Origin of the sequence: Cyclobacterium xiamenense (genome assembly GCF_009467825.1) — a bacterium.
In the GTDB taxonomy this organism is placed as follows: domain Bacteria; phylum Bacteroidota; class Bacteroidia; order Cytophagales; family Cyclobacteriaceae; genus Cyclobacterium; species Cyclobacterium xiamenense.
Genome location: NZ_WIOK01000017.1, coordinates 43,781 through 60,890, shown reverse-complemented (window position 1 = coordinate 60,890; position 17,110 = coordinate 43,781). Strand labels below are relative to the sequence as shown.

The following is a 17,110-nucleotide window of genomic DNA, read 5'->3' as shown; positions in this document are numbered from 1 at the left end:
CTTTTTATTAAAAGGTATGGGACAGGTACCTTTTCGACACGTAACCAGCTTTACCATGGAAAAACACACATACGGTACCGGCCTGATAGGTAACTGCAGTTTTATCGCACACATTGAAAAAAACACCAACATCAGTTGGCTCTGCATGCCGCGCTTTGACAGTGATTTTCTGTTTGGCAGTATGCTGGACAAAGAAAAAGGAGGCGAATTTACGGTACTGCCTCAGAATGGAGGATTTACTTCCAGGCAGTCCTACATGGAAAACACCAATATCCTCGAAACCTATATCGAGACCTCCGGCGGAGAATCCTATAAAGTCACGGATTTTGCTCCCCGGTTTTACAATTACGACCGGTACTTTAAGCCCTCCATGTTGGTCAGGAAAATTGAACCCCTGCGAGGTGAACCGAAAATCAAGATCAACTGCCTGCCCGTATCGGATTACGGACAACGCCAACTCACGCGCGTTCCTGGCAGTAACCATATCGAATACATCGGGAGGGACCAACATGTTCGACTGACGACCAATTGTTCCATTACGTATATTATGGAAGAACAGGATTTTCGGTTGCAGCGTACCGTATACCTGGTGCTTACCTATGGAAAACCCCTGGAGGCACCGATAGAAAGCACCATTGAAAAATTCCTAAATGCCACCTGTCAATACTGGCGGAATTGGGTGAAATCAACCAGCATCCCGAATTTTTTTCAACGCCTGGTGGTCCGATCTGCCCTGGTGCTAAAAATTCACCAATACGAAGACACAGGAGGAATCATCGCCGCCTCCACCTCAAGCCTACCCGAGTCCCCGGGCTCCACGAGAAATTGGGATTACAGGTATTGCTGGATGCGCGATGCGTACTACACACTCAATGTCTTTAACCATTTGGGGCATTTTGAGGAATTGGAACGGTATTTTGAATTCATCCAAAACCTGCCAACCGATGAAAAGGGCCGTTACCAACCGCTATACGCCATCACGGGTTCTTCCAAATTACCCGAACTGGTGGCGGACCTGGACGGGTACCTGGGAAACAAGCCGGTTCGTTTCGGAAATCAGGCGCATACCCACGTACAAAATGACCTGTACGGACAGGTACTCGTGACCCTCTTGCCCCTATATGCTGACAAGCGATTCATCGAGTCGGAAAAGAGCCACTCCAAACCGTTTATCTATAACCTATTGAACAAAATAGAAGAAACGATGGACGAAAAAGATGCGGGGTTGTGGGAGTTCCGTAACTTGAAACAGGAACATTGCTATACCTTTTTGTTCCATTGGGCAGGAGCCTGCGCTGCTATTAAGATTGCAGAGCGCCTTTCAGACAATGAAATGAAAGCCAAAGCGATCGAACTCAAAAACAAGGCAATCCGTAAAATTGAGGCTTGTTACATCCCGGAGAGGAAAGCGTATGCGCAAGCCATTGGCACGAAGAATATGGATGCCAGTACCCTTCAGATGATTACCATGGGGTATTTTGGAGAAGACATCGAAAGCGCTAACAACCACCTAAAAGCTTTGGAAGAAGATCTCCTGGCCAAAGATTTCTTGTTTTACCGCTACAAGCACCAGGACGATTTCGGAGAGCCGGAAACCACCTTTCTGATCTGTGCCTTTTGGTACATCGAGGCACTCGCCTGTGTAAACCGCCTGGACGAAGCCATGGAAGGATTTGAAACGTTAAGCAATTATTGTAACCACCTTAAGTTGTTTTCTGAAGACGTGGATCAGCATACCGGCAGCCAATGGGGTAATTTTCCGCAGACCTACAGCCACGTGGGATTATTGAACGCCGCCTATCGTATTGACAAAAAACTGGATAAACCCAATTTCATTGTTTAAACGAACCGAGCTTTTCCCGCTGATCCTCCTTGTTTCGAACAACCAGGATCCAATCCTGTTCTAGCCTGAGGTAGCCATAATCGTAACAATAGCCGTAAACGTTTCCTTTTTTATTCGTGTAGGTATGGGTGCGGTACTTAAAAATAAAACCTTGCTCGAGTAACTTTTCCCGGGATATTTTCGCCGTGTCTTCCGAATCCGGCAAGATGGCCGCCAAAATATTCCGGTTTTTTTTTAATGCATTGTTGATGTTGCGTATCAGGTTATTGCTCCCTGACTTCATCTGGTTGTTGTAGCTGTTTCTGCAATAATCGTCACAAAACTTTTTGTCAATCCTACCCGCCACTGGTTTACCACAACTGAGACATTTTTTAGGACCTACTGGCATATAAATCCAATTTGAATGGATAAATCAAGCAAAATATACGTAAAAATTGCGAATCATTTACTATTTGTAGTCGTTTTTAAACGTTTACAAACGCTTACAAACGGATTTAAACGAAAAAAACCCGACTAGAGCGTTACCGATCCTGCAACTTTGTCCTGTTCCAAATCGGAAAAAAATCAATTCTAACGTAAACTTTATTTATCATGAACGCAATTAAAAACAAAGTACAACTGATCGGAAGGCTGGGAGCCAAAGCAGACTACAAAACAGTAAACGGAAGTACCCCCATGGTGCGGCTCAATCTGGCTACCAATGAATCCTACAAAAACAACAAAGGAGAAAAGGTAGACGAAACCTACTGGCACAACCTGGTGGCCTTTGGAAAGCCCGCCGAGATCATCCACAAATACACCGATAAAGGCTCCGAAATCTGTGTTCAAGGTAAGCTTGTCAGCCGGTCCTACGAAGATGCCGCTGGCAATAAAAAATACATTACCGAAGTACAGGTGAACGATGTATTGCTTATGGGCGAAAAAGTGAAAACGCAAAATTAACTACTTTTTACACTGCTTTTTTTCAGATCCATTTTTTTTGACGGGTACCGGTGGGGCATGGGTGGCCCCACCGGTTTTTTTTCCGTACAAACCGTATTATTGGCAACTACCTACGCCGGACATGGACTACACTCCCCATGCCAGCCGGAATTACCACTGCGGATGAATTTCTTCCTTAAAATACCTGGCGTATATTTCCGCCACCGCTTCCATCTCAGCTGGCGAAAATGGGGGCAATGCGGAAGCCTGCACGTTTGCGCGAACCTGTTCCACCCTGGAAGCACCCGGTATAACCGTCGAAACGGCGTCAAACATGAGCACCCATCGAATGGCCTTTGCCGCCACATCACCCAGCAGGTCGTCCAGCTCGGCCACTGCCTCTATTCCCTTTTCCAGCGGAATGCCAGAAAAGGTCTCTCCTTTGTCAAATGCTTCCCCGGCTCTATTGAATTGCCTGTGATCTTCTGGATGAAATGTGGTCTCTTTGGAGATTTTACCGGTTAGAAGCCCACTTGCAAGGGGGACCCGGACGATTACCCCGCAGTCATTATTTTTCGCCTCTTGAAAAAACACATCTGCGGGCTTCTGGCGAAACATGTTGAAGATAATCTGAACCGTAGCAACGTTAGAGAAGGTCAAGGCCTGCAGGGCTTCGTCCACTTTTTCCACACTAACCCCCATGTGCCGGATCTTTCCTTCTTTTTGTAACTCTTCAAAAAGACCAAAAATTTCCGGCCTTTGGTATACAGGGCTCGGTGGGCAATGCAACTGAATCAAATCGATGGTTTCCACGCCTAAATTTCTCAAACTTGCTTCCACGTACTTCCTCAATACCAGTGGGGTATATCCCTCGGCCAGGTGCGGCTGTATTTGCCTACCACATTTGGTCGCGATATACACCTCTTCGCTGCGCTCCCGAACTACCTTGCCCACAGCTGCTTCACTTAGTCCGGCATCGTATACATCTGCCGTATCGATAAAGTTAATTCCCTGATCGATGGCTTCGTGAATAATCCTATAGGCAGTCGATTTATCGAAAGGGCCTCCCCATCCTCCGCCAACTTGCCAGGTACCCAATGAAACAGCTGAAACTTCAAAATTTGTTTTCCCTAATTTTCTGTAATTCATAATTTGCTCTTACCTTTAATTTGCGATTCAATACCGCATGTATCGATTACCATCTACCAAAACAACAGATGCTCAAGCGAAGAAAATTTATGGCTGCATTTGCAGCAATTAGTCTGGGAGCATGGATTCCTTTCAAAACCGTATCAAAAACCCCATCCACTATGATCGTCCATCAAGTATTTTTCTGGTTACACCATCCCGAGCAAGACCTAAATGCCGTCTGGGAGGGATGTACGAAAATCGCAAGCACGGAGAGCGTCAGTCGGTACGCCATCGGAAAACCCGCGAACACCGCCCGGCGGGAGGTAGTAGACCACAGTTTCCACCTATCGCTTACCGTTTATTTCGATTCCGTTGAGGCGCATGATCGCTACCAAACAGACCCGATACACCTGAAATTCGTGGAAGACCACAAGGACAAATGGTCACAGGTGAAAGTCTACGACTTTGAGGTATAACCAGCCCTGCGTTTCGGTTTCAGTACCGGAACGCAGGTATGCTCCATCAGGAAGTCACTTTCTCAATTACCAGGTTGTGGTTGGTATAAATACAAATATCCGCCGCGATGCTTAGGCTCTCCTTTACCATTTCCTCTGCAGTGAGGTGTCCAGCGTACATTTTCAAGGCTCTCGCTGCTGCCTGTGCGTACATGCTACCGGAGCCTATGGTAGCAATACCCAGGTCAGGTTCAATAACATCACCGGTCCCGGATAGAATAAGTATATCTGTGGCGTCGGCCACGATCATCATCGCTTCCAGCTTGCTTAGCATGCGGTCCGTGCGCCATTCCTTCGCTAACTCCACAGCGGCCCGCTTCATGTTATTGCTGTAGGCACCCAACTTTTCTTCAAATTTTTCCAAAAGTGTAAACGCATCGGCCGTGGAGCCGGCAAAACCGGTAACGATCTTACCGCCTTGTAACTTACGTATTTTGTTGACACTGCTTTTGGCAATGGTATTTCCCAGTGTGGCCTGCCCATCCGCACCAATTGCCACCTGTCCTTCGTGGTGGATGGCCACTACCGTAGTAGATTTTAAACGTTCCATATCTTTGGTTTTCTACGCGCTATACACGTTCTTTCAAAAACAAAAAGCCCTATCTCTAGGACTTTTTGACTACTATATTTTATACCAATGGTCAAATAAGTAACCTCACCGGGTCTTCCAGCAAATTCTTGATGGTTTGGAGGAACGCGGAACCAATGGCTCCATCCACTACCCGGTGGTCACATGAAAGCGTTACTTTCATTAAATTACCGACCACGATTGCTCCATCTTTGACAATAGGCGTTTGCCGAATACCCCCGATGGCAAGGATGCATGCGTCCGGCGGATTGATAATTGCCGTAAATTCATCGATACCAAACATGCCCAGGTTGGAAACAGTAAACGTATTACCTTCCCAATCTTTGGGTTGGAGTTCTTTGTTCTTGGCTTTGCCAGCCAGCGTTTTGGCTTCCTGCGATATCTGAGAAAGCGACTTGCTGTCTGCAAAACGAATGACCGGTACCAGCAAGCCTTCTTCTACGGCTACGGCCATGCCGATATGTACGTGGTCGTTGTAGCGAATTTTATCACCAAGCCAGGCTGAATTCACATTGGGATGCTGTTTGAGTGCAGCAGCCACTGCCTTGATAACCATGTCGTTGAATGAAATTTTTACCGGAGCCACCTCATTCATGCTCTTTCTGGCTTCGATGGCTTTGTCCATATTGATTTCCATGGTCAGGTAAAAATGAGGGGCCGTAAACTTGCTTTCTGCAAGTCGTTTGGCGATCACTTTCCTCATTTGAGATACCTTTTCTTCCCGGAAAGACTCCTGTCCTACGCCTGCTGCAGCACGGCCGGCCTCCGGCGCAGCCGCTGCTTTGGCTGGAGTATAATTCTCAACATCCTTTTTGATTATCCTTCCGCCATCACCCGATCCTTTCACCAGGCTGATATCTATGCCTTTTTCTTTGGCCATTTTTTTGGCGAGCGGAGAGGCCTTGATTCGGCCGTTGGATCCGCTGTTGGAGGTTTCCGTGGATTGCTCTGCCTTAGACGCTGGTTTGGCAGCAGGCTTCTCTTCGGTTTTCTCCTCTTTAGGCGCTTCCTTTTCCGAGGCAGCGTCCGGCGAAGACTCCTGCTTATGGGCCTTTAACAAGGTTTCGAAATCGGCTCCTTTTTCACCGATAATCGCGATGACACCGTTCACTTCAACGGAATCTCCTTCTTCCACCCCAATGTACAGCAAGGTACCGTCATCGTAGGATTCGAGTTCCATCGTGGCCTTATCGGTCTCTACTTCTGCCAATACATCCCCGGATTTCACCTCGTCCCCTACTTTTTTCAACCAACTGGCAATGGTTCCTTCCTGCATGGTGTCACTCATTTTGGGCATGGTGATCAGCGCAGCATTGATGGAGGAAGTATCGATTTTTTCGCTTGGTGAGTCTTTCTTGGTCTCCGATGCCTTTTCTTCTGCTTTCGGTTCATCTTCCTTCACTTCTTCGGTGGGCGCAGCTCCATTTCCACCGGCTTTAATTTCCTTGAGCAGCTCATCTATATTTTCGCCTTTTTCGCCCAATATGGCAATGACTCCATTTACAGGTACGGCGTCCTTTTCCGCTACGCCGATGTGAAGCAAAACCCCTTCGTCGTACGATTCTAATTCCATGGTCGCCTTATCCGTCTCCACTTCCGCCAGAATATCACCGGGTTTTACCTCGTCTCCTACCTTTTTCAACCATTGCGCGATCACCCCTTCTTCCATGGTGTCGCTCATTTTGGGCATTCGTATTATTTCGGCCATAAGTTAAATTATTCGAATTCATTTATTCAGCAATCCAAAAATAGTTCTTAAAAGATGTTTATTCAAATTTAATAATAGTATTTTCACGTAAAGAAATGTTTACGGAATGCCCTATACGCTGAATGCCAGTTTCAAAAGAGTTCCCTTACCACCCACGCCGATTTTTATTTAACGGCCACCTTCAAACCCTGTTTCCCGCGCTTTTTAGAAAAAATATACCCTTACCTTTTGAAAGAGAACGGATTAACACGACAGACGGGGATTTCCTCGATTTGGATTGGCTCAGGCAGGGAAGTCAGGAATTGGTCATTATCAGCCACGGGTTGGAGGGAAATAGCCGTCGCCCGTATATGAGCGGCATGGCGGAAGTTTTTTTTTCCAACGGCTACGATGTGCTAAACTGGAATTTTAGGGGATGTAGCGGTTCCATGAACCAAAAACTGGTTTTCTACCATTCCGGAGCCACCGAAGATCTGGAACGGGTCGTGGTCCATGCCCAGCATTCCTACCGCTCACTGTTTTTGATCGGCTTTAGTCTGGGAGGCAACCTCACCCTAAAATACCTGGGTGAAAATAGATGGCCGGGTCATCAGAAAATAAAAAAAGCGGTCGCTATTTCGGTCCCATTGGATTTGGCTGGCTCTTGTGACCGGATAGACCAACCCGTTAATAAAATGTATGCCTTGCATTTTCTGCGCTCACTGAAGCAAAAAATCCGGCAAAAACAATTGCGCTTCCCGGAAATCACCCATGGAATAAACCTCCGGCAAATCCGTACCCTACGTGCATTTGATGAGGCATTTACAGCGCCTTTACACGGATTTGAAGACGCAGCCGATTACTACAAAAAGTGTTCCTCCCTGCAGTTTTTATCGGGAATCTGTCATCCCACACTTGTATTAAACGCCCGGAATGACCCTTTTTTGAGTGCAACGTGTTATCCAAAAAGCGAGAAGGAAACGGCAGATGGCCTGCGGATGGAATTTCCATTGAAGGGAGGCCACGTTGGGTTTGGTCCGCGAACGGTAAACGAGCGGTACTGGTCCGAAATCAGGGCACTTGAATTTATTCAATCTGGAAATTAACTTTAATCGAGGTAACTCGCTCAAGAAAAAACAAAACCTTTATGTGTGGAAGATACTCCTTAGCCAAGTCAAAAACAGAACTTGAAAACAGATTCGCTGCTGAGATGCTGGAACCCTTTGCACCCAGGTATAACATTGCTCCTGCGCAACTGGTGCCCGTCATTACTGGCGAAAGCCCCAAAGGCTTTTCCCATTTTTATTGGGGGATAACCCCCGCCTTTTCAAAAAACAAACCCGTCGCCAGTAAACTAATAAATGCCCGTTCGGAAACCATCACGGAGAAAATAAGCTTTAAAACGTCCTTTAAGAAAAATCGTTGCCTGGTGCCAGCCGATGGCTTTTACGAATGGAAAAAAATCGGAAAGAAAACGAAAGTCCCTTACCGGTTCGTTCTTCATGGGGAAGAACTATTTGCTTTTGCAGGAATTTGGGAAGAGTACGAGACTGAAAACGGCGACATTGCCCACACCTTTTTGATTCTAACCACCGCTCCGAATCAACTCGCCTCCGAAATCCACGACAGGATGCCCGTCATACTCCCCCCCGGTCAGGAAGCAACCTGGCTGGACCCTCAAACACCGGAAAACGTATTGCTTGAAATGCTGCAACCCTATCCCGATAAGGAAATGATGACCTATACAGTCTCCCCAATGGTGAACCAGGTGGCTAATGACAATCCCTATGTCATCCGAAAGACCTTGCCCATGGACCAATTTGGAAACTATACTCTATTTGGATAATGCATACCATACGTAGCCTGGACCTCCATTTTCAAAAAGAAGCCAATACCATTGCTAGTTTTTTGGTTTCCGATCAAAACCACCACGTGTTGGTTGAAACGGGACCTGAAAGTACCTGGCCTCAACTGGTACACCAACTTCAACGCCACCACCTCCGGCCCGAGGATATCGACGCAGTATTGCTGACACATATTCATTTTGACCATGCCGGTGCCGCCTGGAAATTGGCGGAGGCAGGCGCACGCATCTACGTACATCCGCTGGGGCTTCCCCATCTGGCAAATCCGGAGAAACTCTGGCAATCCGCCGCCCGCATCTACGGGAAAGACAATATGCAGGCGCTTTGGGGGAGCATGAATCCCATTGAGTCAACCAACCTTATCGCTTCCAGCGATATGGAAGCGGTACTTTTGGGGAAAATGACTTTTGTTCCGGTGCATACACCTGGCCACGCCATCCACCACGTAGCCTGGAAATTGGACGACAACCTATTTACGGGAGATGTAGCTGGTGTAAAAATTCACAGCGGCCCGGTGGTCCCTCCCTGCCCGCCTCCAGATATTGACCTGGAAGATTGGAAGGATTCCATCGCCAAAATTCGCGCACTTGAACCAGACAGGTTGTACCTGACACACTACGGCACCGTCTCGGATATTTCCAATCACTTTCAGGAACTGGAGCGAACGATGGACGAATGGGCCGCATGGATGAAAATCCGGTTTGACGATGGCACCGCGCCCGAAGTAATTACCAAAGATTTTATGGCCTATACCGAAAAGCAACTGATAGATCAGGGCGTGGGGAAACATCTACGGGAATGCTATGAACTTGCAAATCCGAGCTGGATGTCGGTAAGTGGTCTCATGCGCTATTGGAAATTGAAACAGTCAAGAAAATAATATTTAGACTATTTTTTCTAATTATTTAATATTTTTTACAAAATATACTTACTTAATCTATATACCTATTTAATTAGTGTTTTAATAGGATAAAAAATTTCCTGATTTAGAGGAACCTTTATTGTTTCGCGGGTAGGTATTTCTTTGTTTTACACATCATGTACCAAATAAAAAATCAATAAACCTATTCCCTATAAAATTAATGGTATATATATACTAAATAGGTAAAATGATAAAAAAACCAAGCTGTGTTTCCCAACTTCTGTCCCTCCAAAATCATCACTGCATTATTTACAGAAAGAAAAACTGATTTCAATCAGGTAACATTTTTGAAAAGAAATTTTTTTTTATCAGATTTATTATTTTACATTTGTAAAAATGTATTTCAAATACACAAAAAAGATTTACAATCGATAGCAGCCTAAAGCAGCATAATTTGCTGTGAGGTAGGTAATATTTAACTATTTCTAGTCATCGCTAGAGTATTTAAATATGTTTTTTTTTTAAAACAGCAGAAGACGTTTCAGGAAAACAGCAAGACAAAAAAACTGGAACAAATACATAGTTGATCACATCCATGTGATTGACCAGACGAAGTTGTGTACCGGCAAGGAGGTACGCTAGCCGTTTTTAACCGAATATTCTTTCACTTACAGTCATGGAAATCAGAGATTTATTAACCCAGGATATTGATGTAAAAAAATCGAGTGCGGTCCCACTCGCTTTCTATTTTAAGAAATACCTTCGGCTTTGGTATCTTTTTTTGATCGGCATATTTAGTTTCGTTGGGGCGGCCTTTACGTATATTTACTACACTCCGGAACAATACGAAATTACCGCTACATTGCTAATCAACTCGGGAGAGGAAGCGAAGAGAGGTTTTTCGACCAACGCGGTTTTGGACGACCTGGACGGGTACCAAACAAGCAATATCATTGAAAATGAAATAGAAGTATTGACGTCCGTTTCCTTGATCAGGAAGGTTCTGGAAAATTTAAACCTTTACAATTCTTTTTTTGTAGCGGACGGGTTCAGGAGGTATCGGGAGCTTTTTGGAGAAGCCGTTCCAGTAACGATCTCCTACACCAAGCTAAGCGATCGTCCAAAAAATTTCCCGGGAATGGTGCGCCTGGAAATACTTGACGAGAATTCGTTTATTTTAGAAACCGAGCAGGGGAAAAGGAGTCAACACCAGTTCGGCGAAAATCTATCCAATTTTTACGGCGAATTTACTATTCAGCTGAAAGAAGAGCGTGTTGAATCCCTTCCAACCACCCTTTTCTTTACTTTCAATGACATGCGGGAGATGGCATTTTCTTACAGCGAAGACATTCAAGCCGAGCCGACTAACAAACTATCCACGGTTATTTCCTTGTCCTTACCAGCGTCCATTCCTGAAAAAGGAGAGCTGATTTTGGCGAAGTTGGCGGAAACCTATAATAGTGAAGCCTTGAAAAATGTCAATTCAACGGCAGCAAATACGCTGTCATTCGTTGACGAACAAATGGCGAAGCTCACCGCAGAACTGGCGGAAATCGAACAGGCGGTGGAAGCCTATAAAAACGAAAATTCGATTTCCGACCTAAGTGCGGAGTCCCAGCTTTACCTGGAAAATTCCAGCACCGCCAAGCAAAAACTTGCAGAATACGACATACACATCGAGGTGCTAAACAACCTGGAAGAAAACCTTACGGATCAGAACAATCCGTCTAAAATGGTGCAGGGGTCGCTGTTAATCGACGATGTCACCCTATCGGATCTGGTAAAAAAATACAACGAACTGCAACGTGACCGGCAGCGGCTTCTCAATGGAACCACTGCAGACAACCCATTGGTGAAAAATCTGGACGAACAGCTTTACAGCCTGAAATCCGACCTGTTGGAAAACATCCAAAGCAATAAACGAAGCATCCAAATTGCGAAAAAGAGTCTGGAAGAAAACTCCATGAAAATAGAAGACCGGGCAAATCGGGTGCCGCAAATTGAGCGTGAACTACTAGCCATTACCCGGCAGCAGGCCACCAAACAGGAAAATTATCAATACCTCATGCGAAAGCGGGAAGAGTCCGTCCTCTCGCTAGCCGCCACTTCGGTGTCCAACGCCCGTATCATCGACCCACCCATGGCGGGCCTATACCCTATACACCCCGTGAAAAAATTGATCGTGGCATTTGCGCTACTCCTTGGTATCGGTGTACCCTTTGGACTCATCTACCTAAACAGCTATTTCTTCGGTAAAATAGGCCAGAAAAATGAAGTGGAAGCAATTAGTCAGGTACCAATTATGGGGGAAATTTCGCATGAGAAAAAGAAAAATCTGTACGTAGGTAATTTCAACCGGCGATCGCTTATTGGAGAACAGGTAAACCTGATCTGGACCAACATGAAATTTGCCTCCATGAGAAAATCCAATCAGGTGATTCTGACTACCTCCAGCATCGGCGGAGAAGGGAAGACTTTTTTCAGCATCAATCTGGCCCGTTCCATTGGCCTATCCGGTAAAAAAATCGTTGTTCTGGAATTTGATCTTCGAAAGCCTTCTGTTTTTAACCAACTTGGATTAAAACCTACCAAACCGGGCCTTAGTGAATACCTCTCAGACGAGCGTTTTTCCGCTCGAGATATTCTCACTCTTTCTGAGGATAACCCAAACATCTTTCTGGTAAGTGCCGGAAAACTACCAGAAAACCCGGTACAACTGTTGAATAGCCCGCGACTGGAGGAACTATTTTTGGAACTACGTAGCACCTTTGACCATATACTGATTGACAGCGCCCCCATAGGACTCGTTGCTGATGCATTCGCCTTGTCGCCGTATGCGGACATGCTTGCATACGTCGTTCGGTATTACTACACAAAACCCAACCACTTGACGTTAATCAATGACATTGCCGAAAAGGGCAAGTTCAGGAACCCCGTTTTGGTGCTAAACGACGCCAAGTCCGAACATAGCTACGGATATAGATACGGGGACTACTATACCAAAAAAACCGCTACGATTTAAGAAATTCAGTCTTCATTATTTTTTTTCAACCAGCCATGAAGCACGCTGTATTATTTTTGGCCTACAAAAACATCCATCACCTGTTTGACTACATAAGCATTTTGGACGATGACTTTCTGTTTTACATTCACATCGACAAAAAAAGTGCGGTCAGCAGCGATATCATCGAGGCGCTCTCGCAGAAGAAAAACGTCGTATTTCTAAGCCGTAAATACACGGTCAACTGGGGAGGTCTGAATCTCCTGAAAGCCATACTCCATTTGGCAGGGGAAGCCGTGAAAAACAGGGAGGTCGGATACATCCACACCATGAGTGGACAGGACCTGCCGATAAAAAGTAGCCGGGAAATAAAGGAGTTTTTCGAAAGGAATGATGGAAAACAATTCATTGAGTATTTTCCGCTACCGTCTTCCCGTTGGACGGATGGGGGCCTTGATCGGCTAAATTATTTCAATCCATACGATACGTTTGATCGAAAGACCCGCATGGGTAAAAAACTCATAAATGCCACTGTACGATTTCAGCGGTTTTTTGGAATCAAACGAAAACCATTCGACCTATTTCCTACACTGTACGGCGGGTCGGTATGGTGGTCACTTAGCAGCAGTTGCGTACAATACGTACTCGATGAAATCAGGAATAATCCCGCTATTTTGAAACGCCTTCGGTATACCTTATGCGCAGAGGAAATTCTCGTTCAAACCCTCTTGATGCATTCACCCTACCGAACGTCGATCGTTGGGAATACGCTGACCCTGGTCCTTTGGGAATACCGAAATGGAAACAGTCCGGCAACCTTGGATAAATCAGACTTTTCCACACTGCAAAAGTCACCTAAACTGTTTGCCAGAAGATTTGATTACCCTGCCTCCAGAGACCTGGTGAGTCTGATTAAAAAAGAGCTACTTCACAAGGAACATTCCAATTCATACCTGTCGTGATCAAAAAAATTTTTCAAAATACAGTTTTTCGGAATTTTTCATACCTAACCATCGGTAGTATACTGTCGCAATTAATTAGTTTACTGACAGTATTGAAAATTACCCAAATCCTACACCCGGACGACTATGGGCTGTACACGTTTATGATAGCCCAGGGAACCTTACTCCTTACGGTCGGTGATTTGGGTATCCGAAACATCGTGATACGGTCTATAGCCAGGGATCCCTCCCGATCCAGGGACCTGATTTATAACGGTGCGCTGTTACGGACCCTTGCACTTCTAGTGCTGGGAGGCTGCTACCTGGTGTACAATTATTTCCTTGGAAACCTTCAGGCAGAGGAACTGCTTTTTGTGTTTCTTTTTGCACTTATTTCCTGTTTAGGCAAGCTCTTTGAAACTGCATTTCTGGGCCACCAGAAAATGCTTCCCCCTTCGGTCATCAACCTCAGCTTCAGTATTCTTTGGTTTTTGTGGATATTTTTATTGCCGGCATCGACCTTGAACGTCGCCTTCTTGTTTTATTCTTTCCTGGCGCTGAATCTTCTGAAAAATCTCGTGTTTCACATCGTTCTACGAAAACAGGGGCTGATACTGGGGAAAATGAACAATTTTTTCGCTTCCTCCCATTCGCTGTTAAAAGAAAGCTGGCCCTATCTGGCTCTGGTTTTGGTGATGCTGCCTTACACGAAACTCACAAACAACTTCTTGGATATCCATTCCACACGAGAAGAAATTGGGTATTTCAACCTGTCCGAACGGCTTACCGGACCGATTGCGTTTGTCCTTGATTTTGGCTTGGTTACCATTTTTCCAAACCTGTCGGCACTGTGGGTTTCCAACAAAACAAAATTTAGGAACTACATAAGCGCTGGGTTTAAATACTACATGCTGTTGGGCATGCTATTGTGTTTTCTTTTCACACTATTTGCCAAAGAGCTGTTTGGGTTGATTTTTCCCGAAAGCTACCTACCCGCTGTGTTGGTTTGCCAGCTACAGGTTTGGTACCTTTTTCTTACCTCCGTGGACAGTTTGATTGGGACCATTTTTGGAGCTACTGACAACGAGAAAAAGATTCTTCGTCTGGGAATTGTCAACTCCCTGTTTTCAACACCTATCCTTTTCTTCAGTAGCCAGTACGGAGCACTGGGCCTGGCTTCCGGAATGGTTTTTTCCTTTGCTTTTTTTCAGCTATACCTCTGGTATGTATTTGGAAAAACGCTGCACGTCGCGATAGAAGACCGCGGGCTGATGTGGTTGTCTGCAGCCGTATTGTTTGTAACCTCCTATTATGTCGCCAGCGACCTGCATGTGGGCTACAAAGCGGTGATGGCTGCTGCAGCCTTGCTCCTTACCGGTATGTATTTTTTCAAAAATTACACCTTGGCTAAATCAACATGAAAGCAAATCTACTCGTCGTCTACCTGGTTCTGTTGATCGCAATCAGTTTGAATTTTTTTGATGCAAAATTCATTCCGGCAAAGTTGGTCAACTACCTTGAATTTGCCGCAGTCATGGGATCGGTATTGGTCGCAATCGTATACATGTTTGACAGGAAGGGTGGTTTTGTGCTCCCGGTACAACTGATTTCGTTGTCTATTATCTTTTCAATGGTAATGGCCTATATCTCCTGGGGACAAGGCTTTAGAGACAGTTTGCTTGAAACCTCCCAATACATATTGTGGCCGTTGTTTTTTCTACTGCTTCATCTCAAAGTACCCATTCGTACCCTTGAAAAAATCATTCTTACCTATGGGGTGCTTTACGTTATTCTCTATTTCTTTCAATACGCCAATGCGCACACGGTACTATTTGGCAAACCGATTTCAGGGGAGGAGTTTTCCGAACAGCGGGGAGCTATTCGCATTATTTTCCCCGGTGCAGGGATCTTTATACTGGCCATCTTTATTGCTTTAACGAAAATTACTCAAGCGGTACGATACCGTTGGCTCTACCTGGGTTTCGCAGCACTGGGACTCATCGTACCCATAATGCAGGTCACCAGGCAATTCATTGCCGGCGTAGTGCTGATATACTTTTATCATTTCTTCAAAAGTCAATCTATTCTGAAAAAAACGTTGATTTTGGGCGCATTTGCCGGAGGCGTACTTGTCCTGCTCAATGCAGACATCCCCATGATCCGCGGGGTTATTGAAGTACAACAACGAGATACCAAATTAGGAAAAAACTACATTCGCGTTCAAGCGGGCGAATACTTCCTCACCGATTTTTCCCCCAATGTTCTTAGTCAGGTTTTCGGAAATGGCGCTCCAAATTGGGGCATCTCCAGGTACGGAAAATTTATGGAGCGGCTCAGCAATACGCAGGAGTATTTTCTTTCCGATGTCGGAATCATCGCGGTTTACGCCATGTTCGGGATTTTTGCAATAGGGGGGTTTATGCTGATGTGGTACAAAAGCTTTACGCTGCCGGTTCCGGAGCAGTTCGCCTATGTAAAGTATTACCTATGGTACCTGCTTTTGACCAGTTTTACCTGGTATTCGGTCTACCACTACCATTACCTTATCGCTACGATCTTTGCCCTTTACATCTATCACCGAGCTGTGATGGACGAAAAAAAACGAGCGGTTATTGGCTATCTGCTCCGAAAAGCATCCGCCACTCCCAAAGCTGCAGACCGGGATTTTTCTCCAATGAAAAAAGAAACGCTACTAAAATCATGAAGACAGCTATGCTATCGGTGGTCATGCCCGTATACAACGGTGAAAAGCATCTACAGGAAGCTGTGGACAGTGTGCTTCAACAGACATTTTCTGAGTTTGAACTGATCATTATCGATGACGGGTCTACCGATGGCTCCGCAAAAATCATTCAGCAACTATCCGATCCCCGGATACGGGTACTACGTAATGACTCAAATAAGGGGATTTCCTACACCCGAAATAGGGGGTTGGAAGAAGCCCGTGGTGAATTTCTAGCCTGGATGGACTGCGATGACCTGATTTCCCCCGATCGGTTTGAAAAACAGTTGGCCTATTTGAAAAGGCATCCACTAGTGGGCATATGCGGCAGCTGGCTGACCCGCTTCGATGAAAATAAATCGGAGGTGTCAAAATCTCCGACCGATCATGCCGCCATCAAGGCACTTCTGTTATTCAAACCCGCGCTATGGAACGCTACTGCCATGTACCGACTGGATCGCATCAAAAAAGCGGGACTTTCCTTTGACACCCGACTTACCGTCGCCGAAGACTACGACTTTTACTGGGAAGCCTGTCGGAAATTACCCGTTGCCAATATTCCGGAATCCTTGTATTTCTACCGGGATTCAGATTCCAGCATTATGAAGAGCTTCGAAGGTGCCGAGGAGAAAAGCTTTGCCATCCATAAAATCATTTATACAAAATCATTGCATGAGCTGGGCATAGCTCCCACGGAAGCGCAGCTTAAAATCCACCGTAGGATCGGATCTACCCAACTGTTTTCTACCTACTCCTCCTACCTGGAGGCGGTTGATTGGCTGATTTACCTGCAGAAGCGGAACGAAATAGAAAGAGTTTATGAGCCAAACGCTCTTTCCGAGATCCTTGGAATCATCTTTTACTTCATTAGCAAAAAATCTTCTCGGGTAGGCTTGCCCGTGTATATCAATTACATAAAAGAAAGCAAGAGGTTCGCTCCGGTTGACCTATACCAACGCATCAAATTACTTATCCGGTGTCTTATAAAGTACCGGCGTTTTTAAGCGATCATTTTTAACGTAAACAGCATAGG

The 17,110-nt window shown here is 45.5% G+C and carries 15 protein-coding genes; 11 read left to right on the top strand and 4 right to left on the bottom strand.

Going from position 1 to position 17,110, the window contains the following annotated elements:
* Positions 1–55: 55 nt before the first annotated feature.
* Complete coding sequence (locus tag GCU44_RS13950; RefSeq protein ID WP_092174576.1) at positions 56–1,843, top strand: glycoside hydrolase family 15 protein; 1,788 nt, start codon at positions 56–58, stop codon at positions 1,841–1,843.
* Here the strand turns inward: GCU44_RS13950 and GCU44_RS13945 are convergent.
* Positions 1,833–2,189 carry a hypothetical protein gene (locus GCU44_RS13945; protein WP_241684955.1) on the bottom strand — a complete coding sequence of 119 codons (357 nt, stop codon included), beginning with the start codon at positions 2,187–2,189 and terminating at the stop codon, positions 1,833–1,835. The two genes, GCU44_RS13950 and GCU44_RS13945, sit on opposite strands and share 11 nt — an antisense overlap.
* A 245-nt stretch (positions 2,190–2,434) precedes the next feature.
* Here GCU44_RS13945 and GCU44_RS13940 point away from each other — a divergent pair, with 245 nt between their 5' ends.
* Positions 2,435–2,785, top strand: coding sequence for a single-stranded DNA-binding protein (locus GCU44_RS13940; RefSeq protein WP_154856945.1), 351 nt, complete (start codon positions 2,435–2,437; stop codon positions 2,783–2,785).
* A 150-nt stretch (positions 2,786–2,935) separates the two neighbouring features.
* On the opposite strand, the gene GCU44_RS13935 is transcribed toward GCU44_RS13940, so the two are convergent.
* Positions 2,936–3,913 carry an aldo/keto reductase gene (locus GCU44_RS13935; protein ID WP_154856943.1) on the bottom strand — a complete coding sequence of 326 codons (978 nt, stop codon included), beginning with the start codon at positions 3,911–3,913 and terminating at the stop codon, positions 2,936–2,938.
* A gap of 161 nt (positions 3,914–4,074) precedes the next feature.
* Here GCU44_RS13935 and GCU44_RS13930 point away from each other — a divergent pair, with 161 nt between their 5' ends.
* Positions 4,075–4,371, top strand: a complete 297-nt coding sequence (locus tag GCU44_RS13930; protein WP_154856941.1) for a Dabb family protein — start codon at positions 4,075–4,077, stop codon at positions 4,369–4,371.
* A 46-nt stretch (positions 4,372–4,417) separates the two neighbouring features.
* On the opposite strand, the gene hslV is transcribed toward GCU44_RS13930, so the two are convergent.
* Positions 4,418–4,960 (bottom strand): ATP-dependent protease subunit HslV, encoded by a 543-nt coding sequence (gene hslV / locus GCU44_RS13925; RefSeq protein WP_092174920.1) that lies wholly within the window; start codon positions 4,958–4,960, stop codon positions 4,418–4,420.
* Between the two features lie 91 nt (positions 4,961–5,051).
* Complete coding sequence (locus GCU44_RS13920) at positions 5,052–6,707, bottom strand: pyruvate dehydrogenase complex dihydrolipoamide acetyltransferase (protein WP_154856939.1); 1,656 nt, start codon at positions 6,705–6,707, stop codon at positions 5,052–5,054.
* Positions 6,708–6,829: 122 nt separating this feature from the next.
* Here GCU44_RS13920 and GCU44_RS13915 point away from each other — a divergent pair, with 122 nt between their 5' ends.
* The 8 genes from GCU44_RS13915 to GCU44_RS13880 all read left to right on the top strand — a co-directional run bounded on the left by GCU44_RS13915 (position 6,830) and on the right by GCU44_RS13880 (position 17,081).
* Complete coding sequence (locus tag GCU44_RS13915; RefSeq protein WP_092174562.1) at positions 6,830–7,792, top strand: YheT family hydrolase; 963 nt, start codon at positions 6,830–6,832, stop codon at positions 7,790–7,792.
* A 41-nt stretch (positions 7,793–7,833) separates the two neighbouring features.
* A complete protein-coding gene (locus tag GCU44_RS13910; RefSeq protein ID WP_154856937.1) occupies positions 7,834–8,532 on the top strand; it encodes an SOS response-associated peptidase in 699 nt (232 codons plus the stop codon).
* A complete protein-coding gene (locus GCU44_RS13905; protein WP_154856935.1) occupies positions 8,532–9,431 on the top strand; it encodes an MBL fold metallo-hydrolase in 900 nt (299 codons plus the stop codon). The genes GCU44_RS13910 and GCU44_RS13905 overlap by 1 nt, the downstream gene beginning before the upstream one ends.
* Positions 9,432–10,089: 658 nt before the next feature.
* Positions 10,090–12,435, top strand: coding sequence for a GumC family protein (locus GCU44_RS13900; RefSeq protein ID WP_154856934.1), 2,346 nt, complete (start codon positions 10,090–10,092; stop codon positions 12,433–12,435).
* A 35-nt stretch (positions 12,436–12,470) separates the two neighbouring features.
* Entirely contained in the window at positions 12,471–13,376 is a 906-nt protein-coding gene (locus GCU44_RS13895; protein WP_154856933.1) for a beta-1,6-N-acetylglucosaminyltransferase, read from the top strand.
* Positions 13,373–14,776 carry an oligosaccharide flippase family protein gene (locus tag GCU44_RS13890; RefSeq protein WP_154856932.1) on the top strand — a complete coding sequence of 468 codons (1,404 nt, stop codon included), beginning with the start codon at positions 13,373–13,375 and terminating at the stop codon, positions 14,774–14,776. Before GCU44_RS13895 ends, GCU44_RS13890 begins: the two co-directional genes overlap by 4 nt.
* Positions 14,773–16,059: a hypothetical protein gene (locus tag GCU44_RS13885; protein ID WP_194201672.1), complete on the top strand. Its 1,287-nt coding sequence runs from the start codon at positions 14,773–14,775 to the stop codon at positions 16,057–16,059. The genes GCU44_RS13890 and GCU44_RS13885 overlap by 4 nt, the downstream gene beginning before the upstream one ends.
* Positions 16,056–17,081 (top strand): glycosyltransferase family 2 protein, encoded by a 1,026-nt coding sequence (locus GCU44_RS13880; protein WP_241684954.1) that lies wholly within the window; start codon positions 16,056–16,058, stop codon positions 17,079–17,081. Before GCU44_RS13885 ends, GCU44_RS13880 begins: the two co-directional genes overlap by 4 nt.
* Positions 17,082–17,110 lie beyond the last annotated feature (29 nt).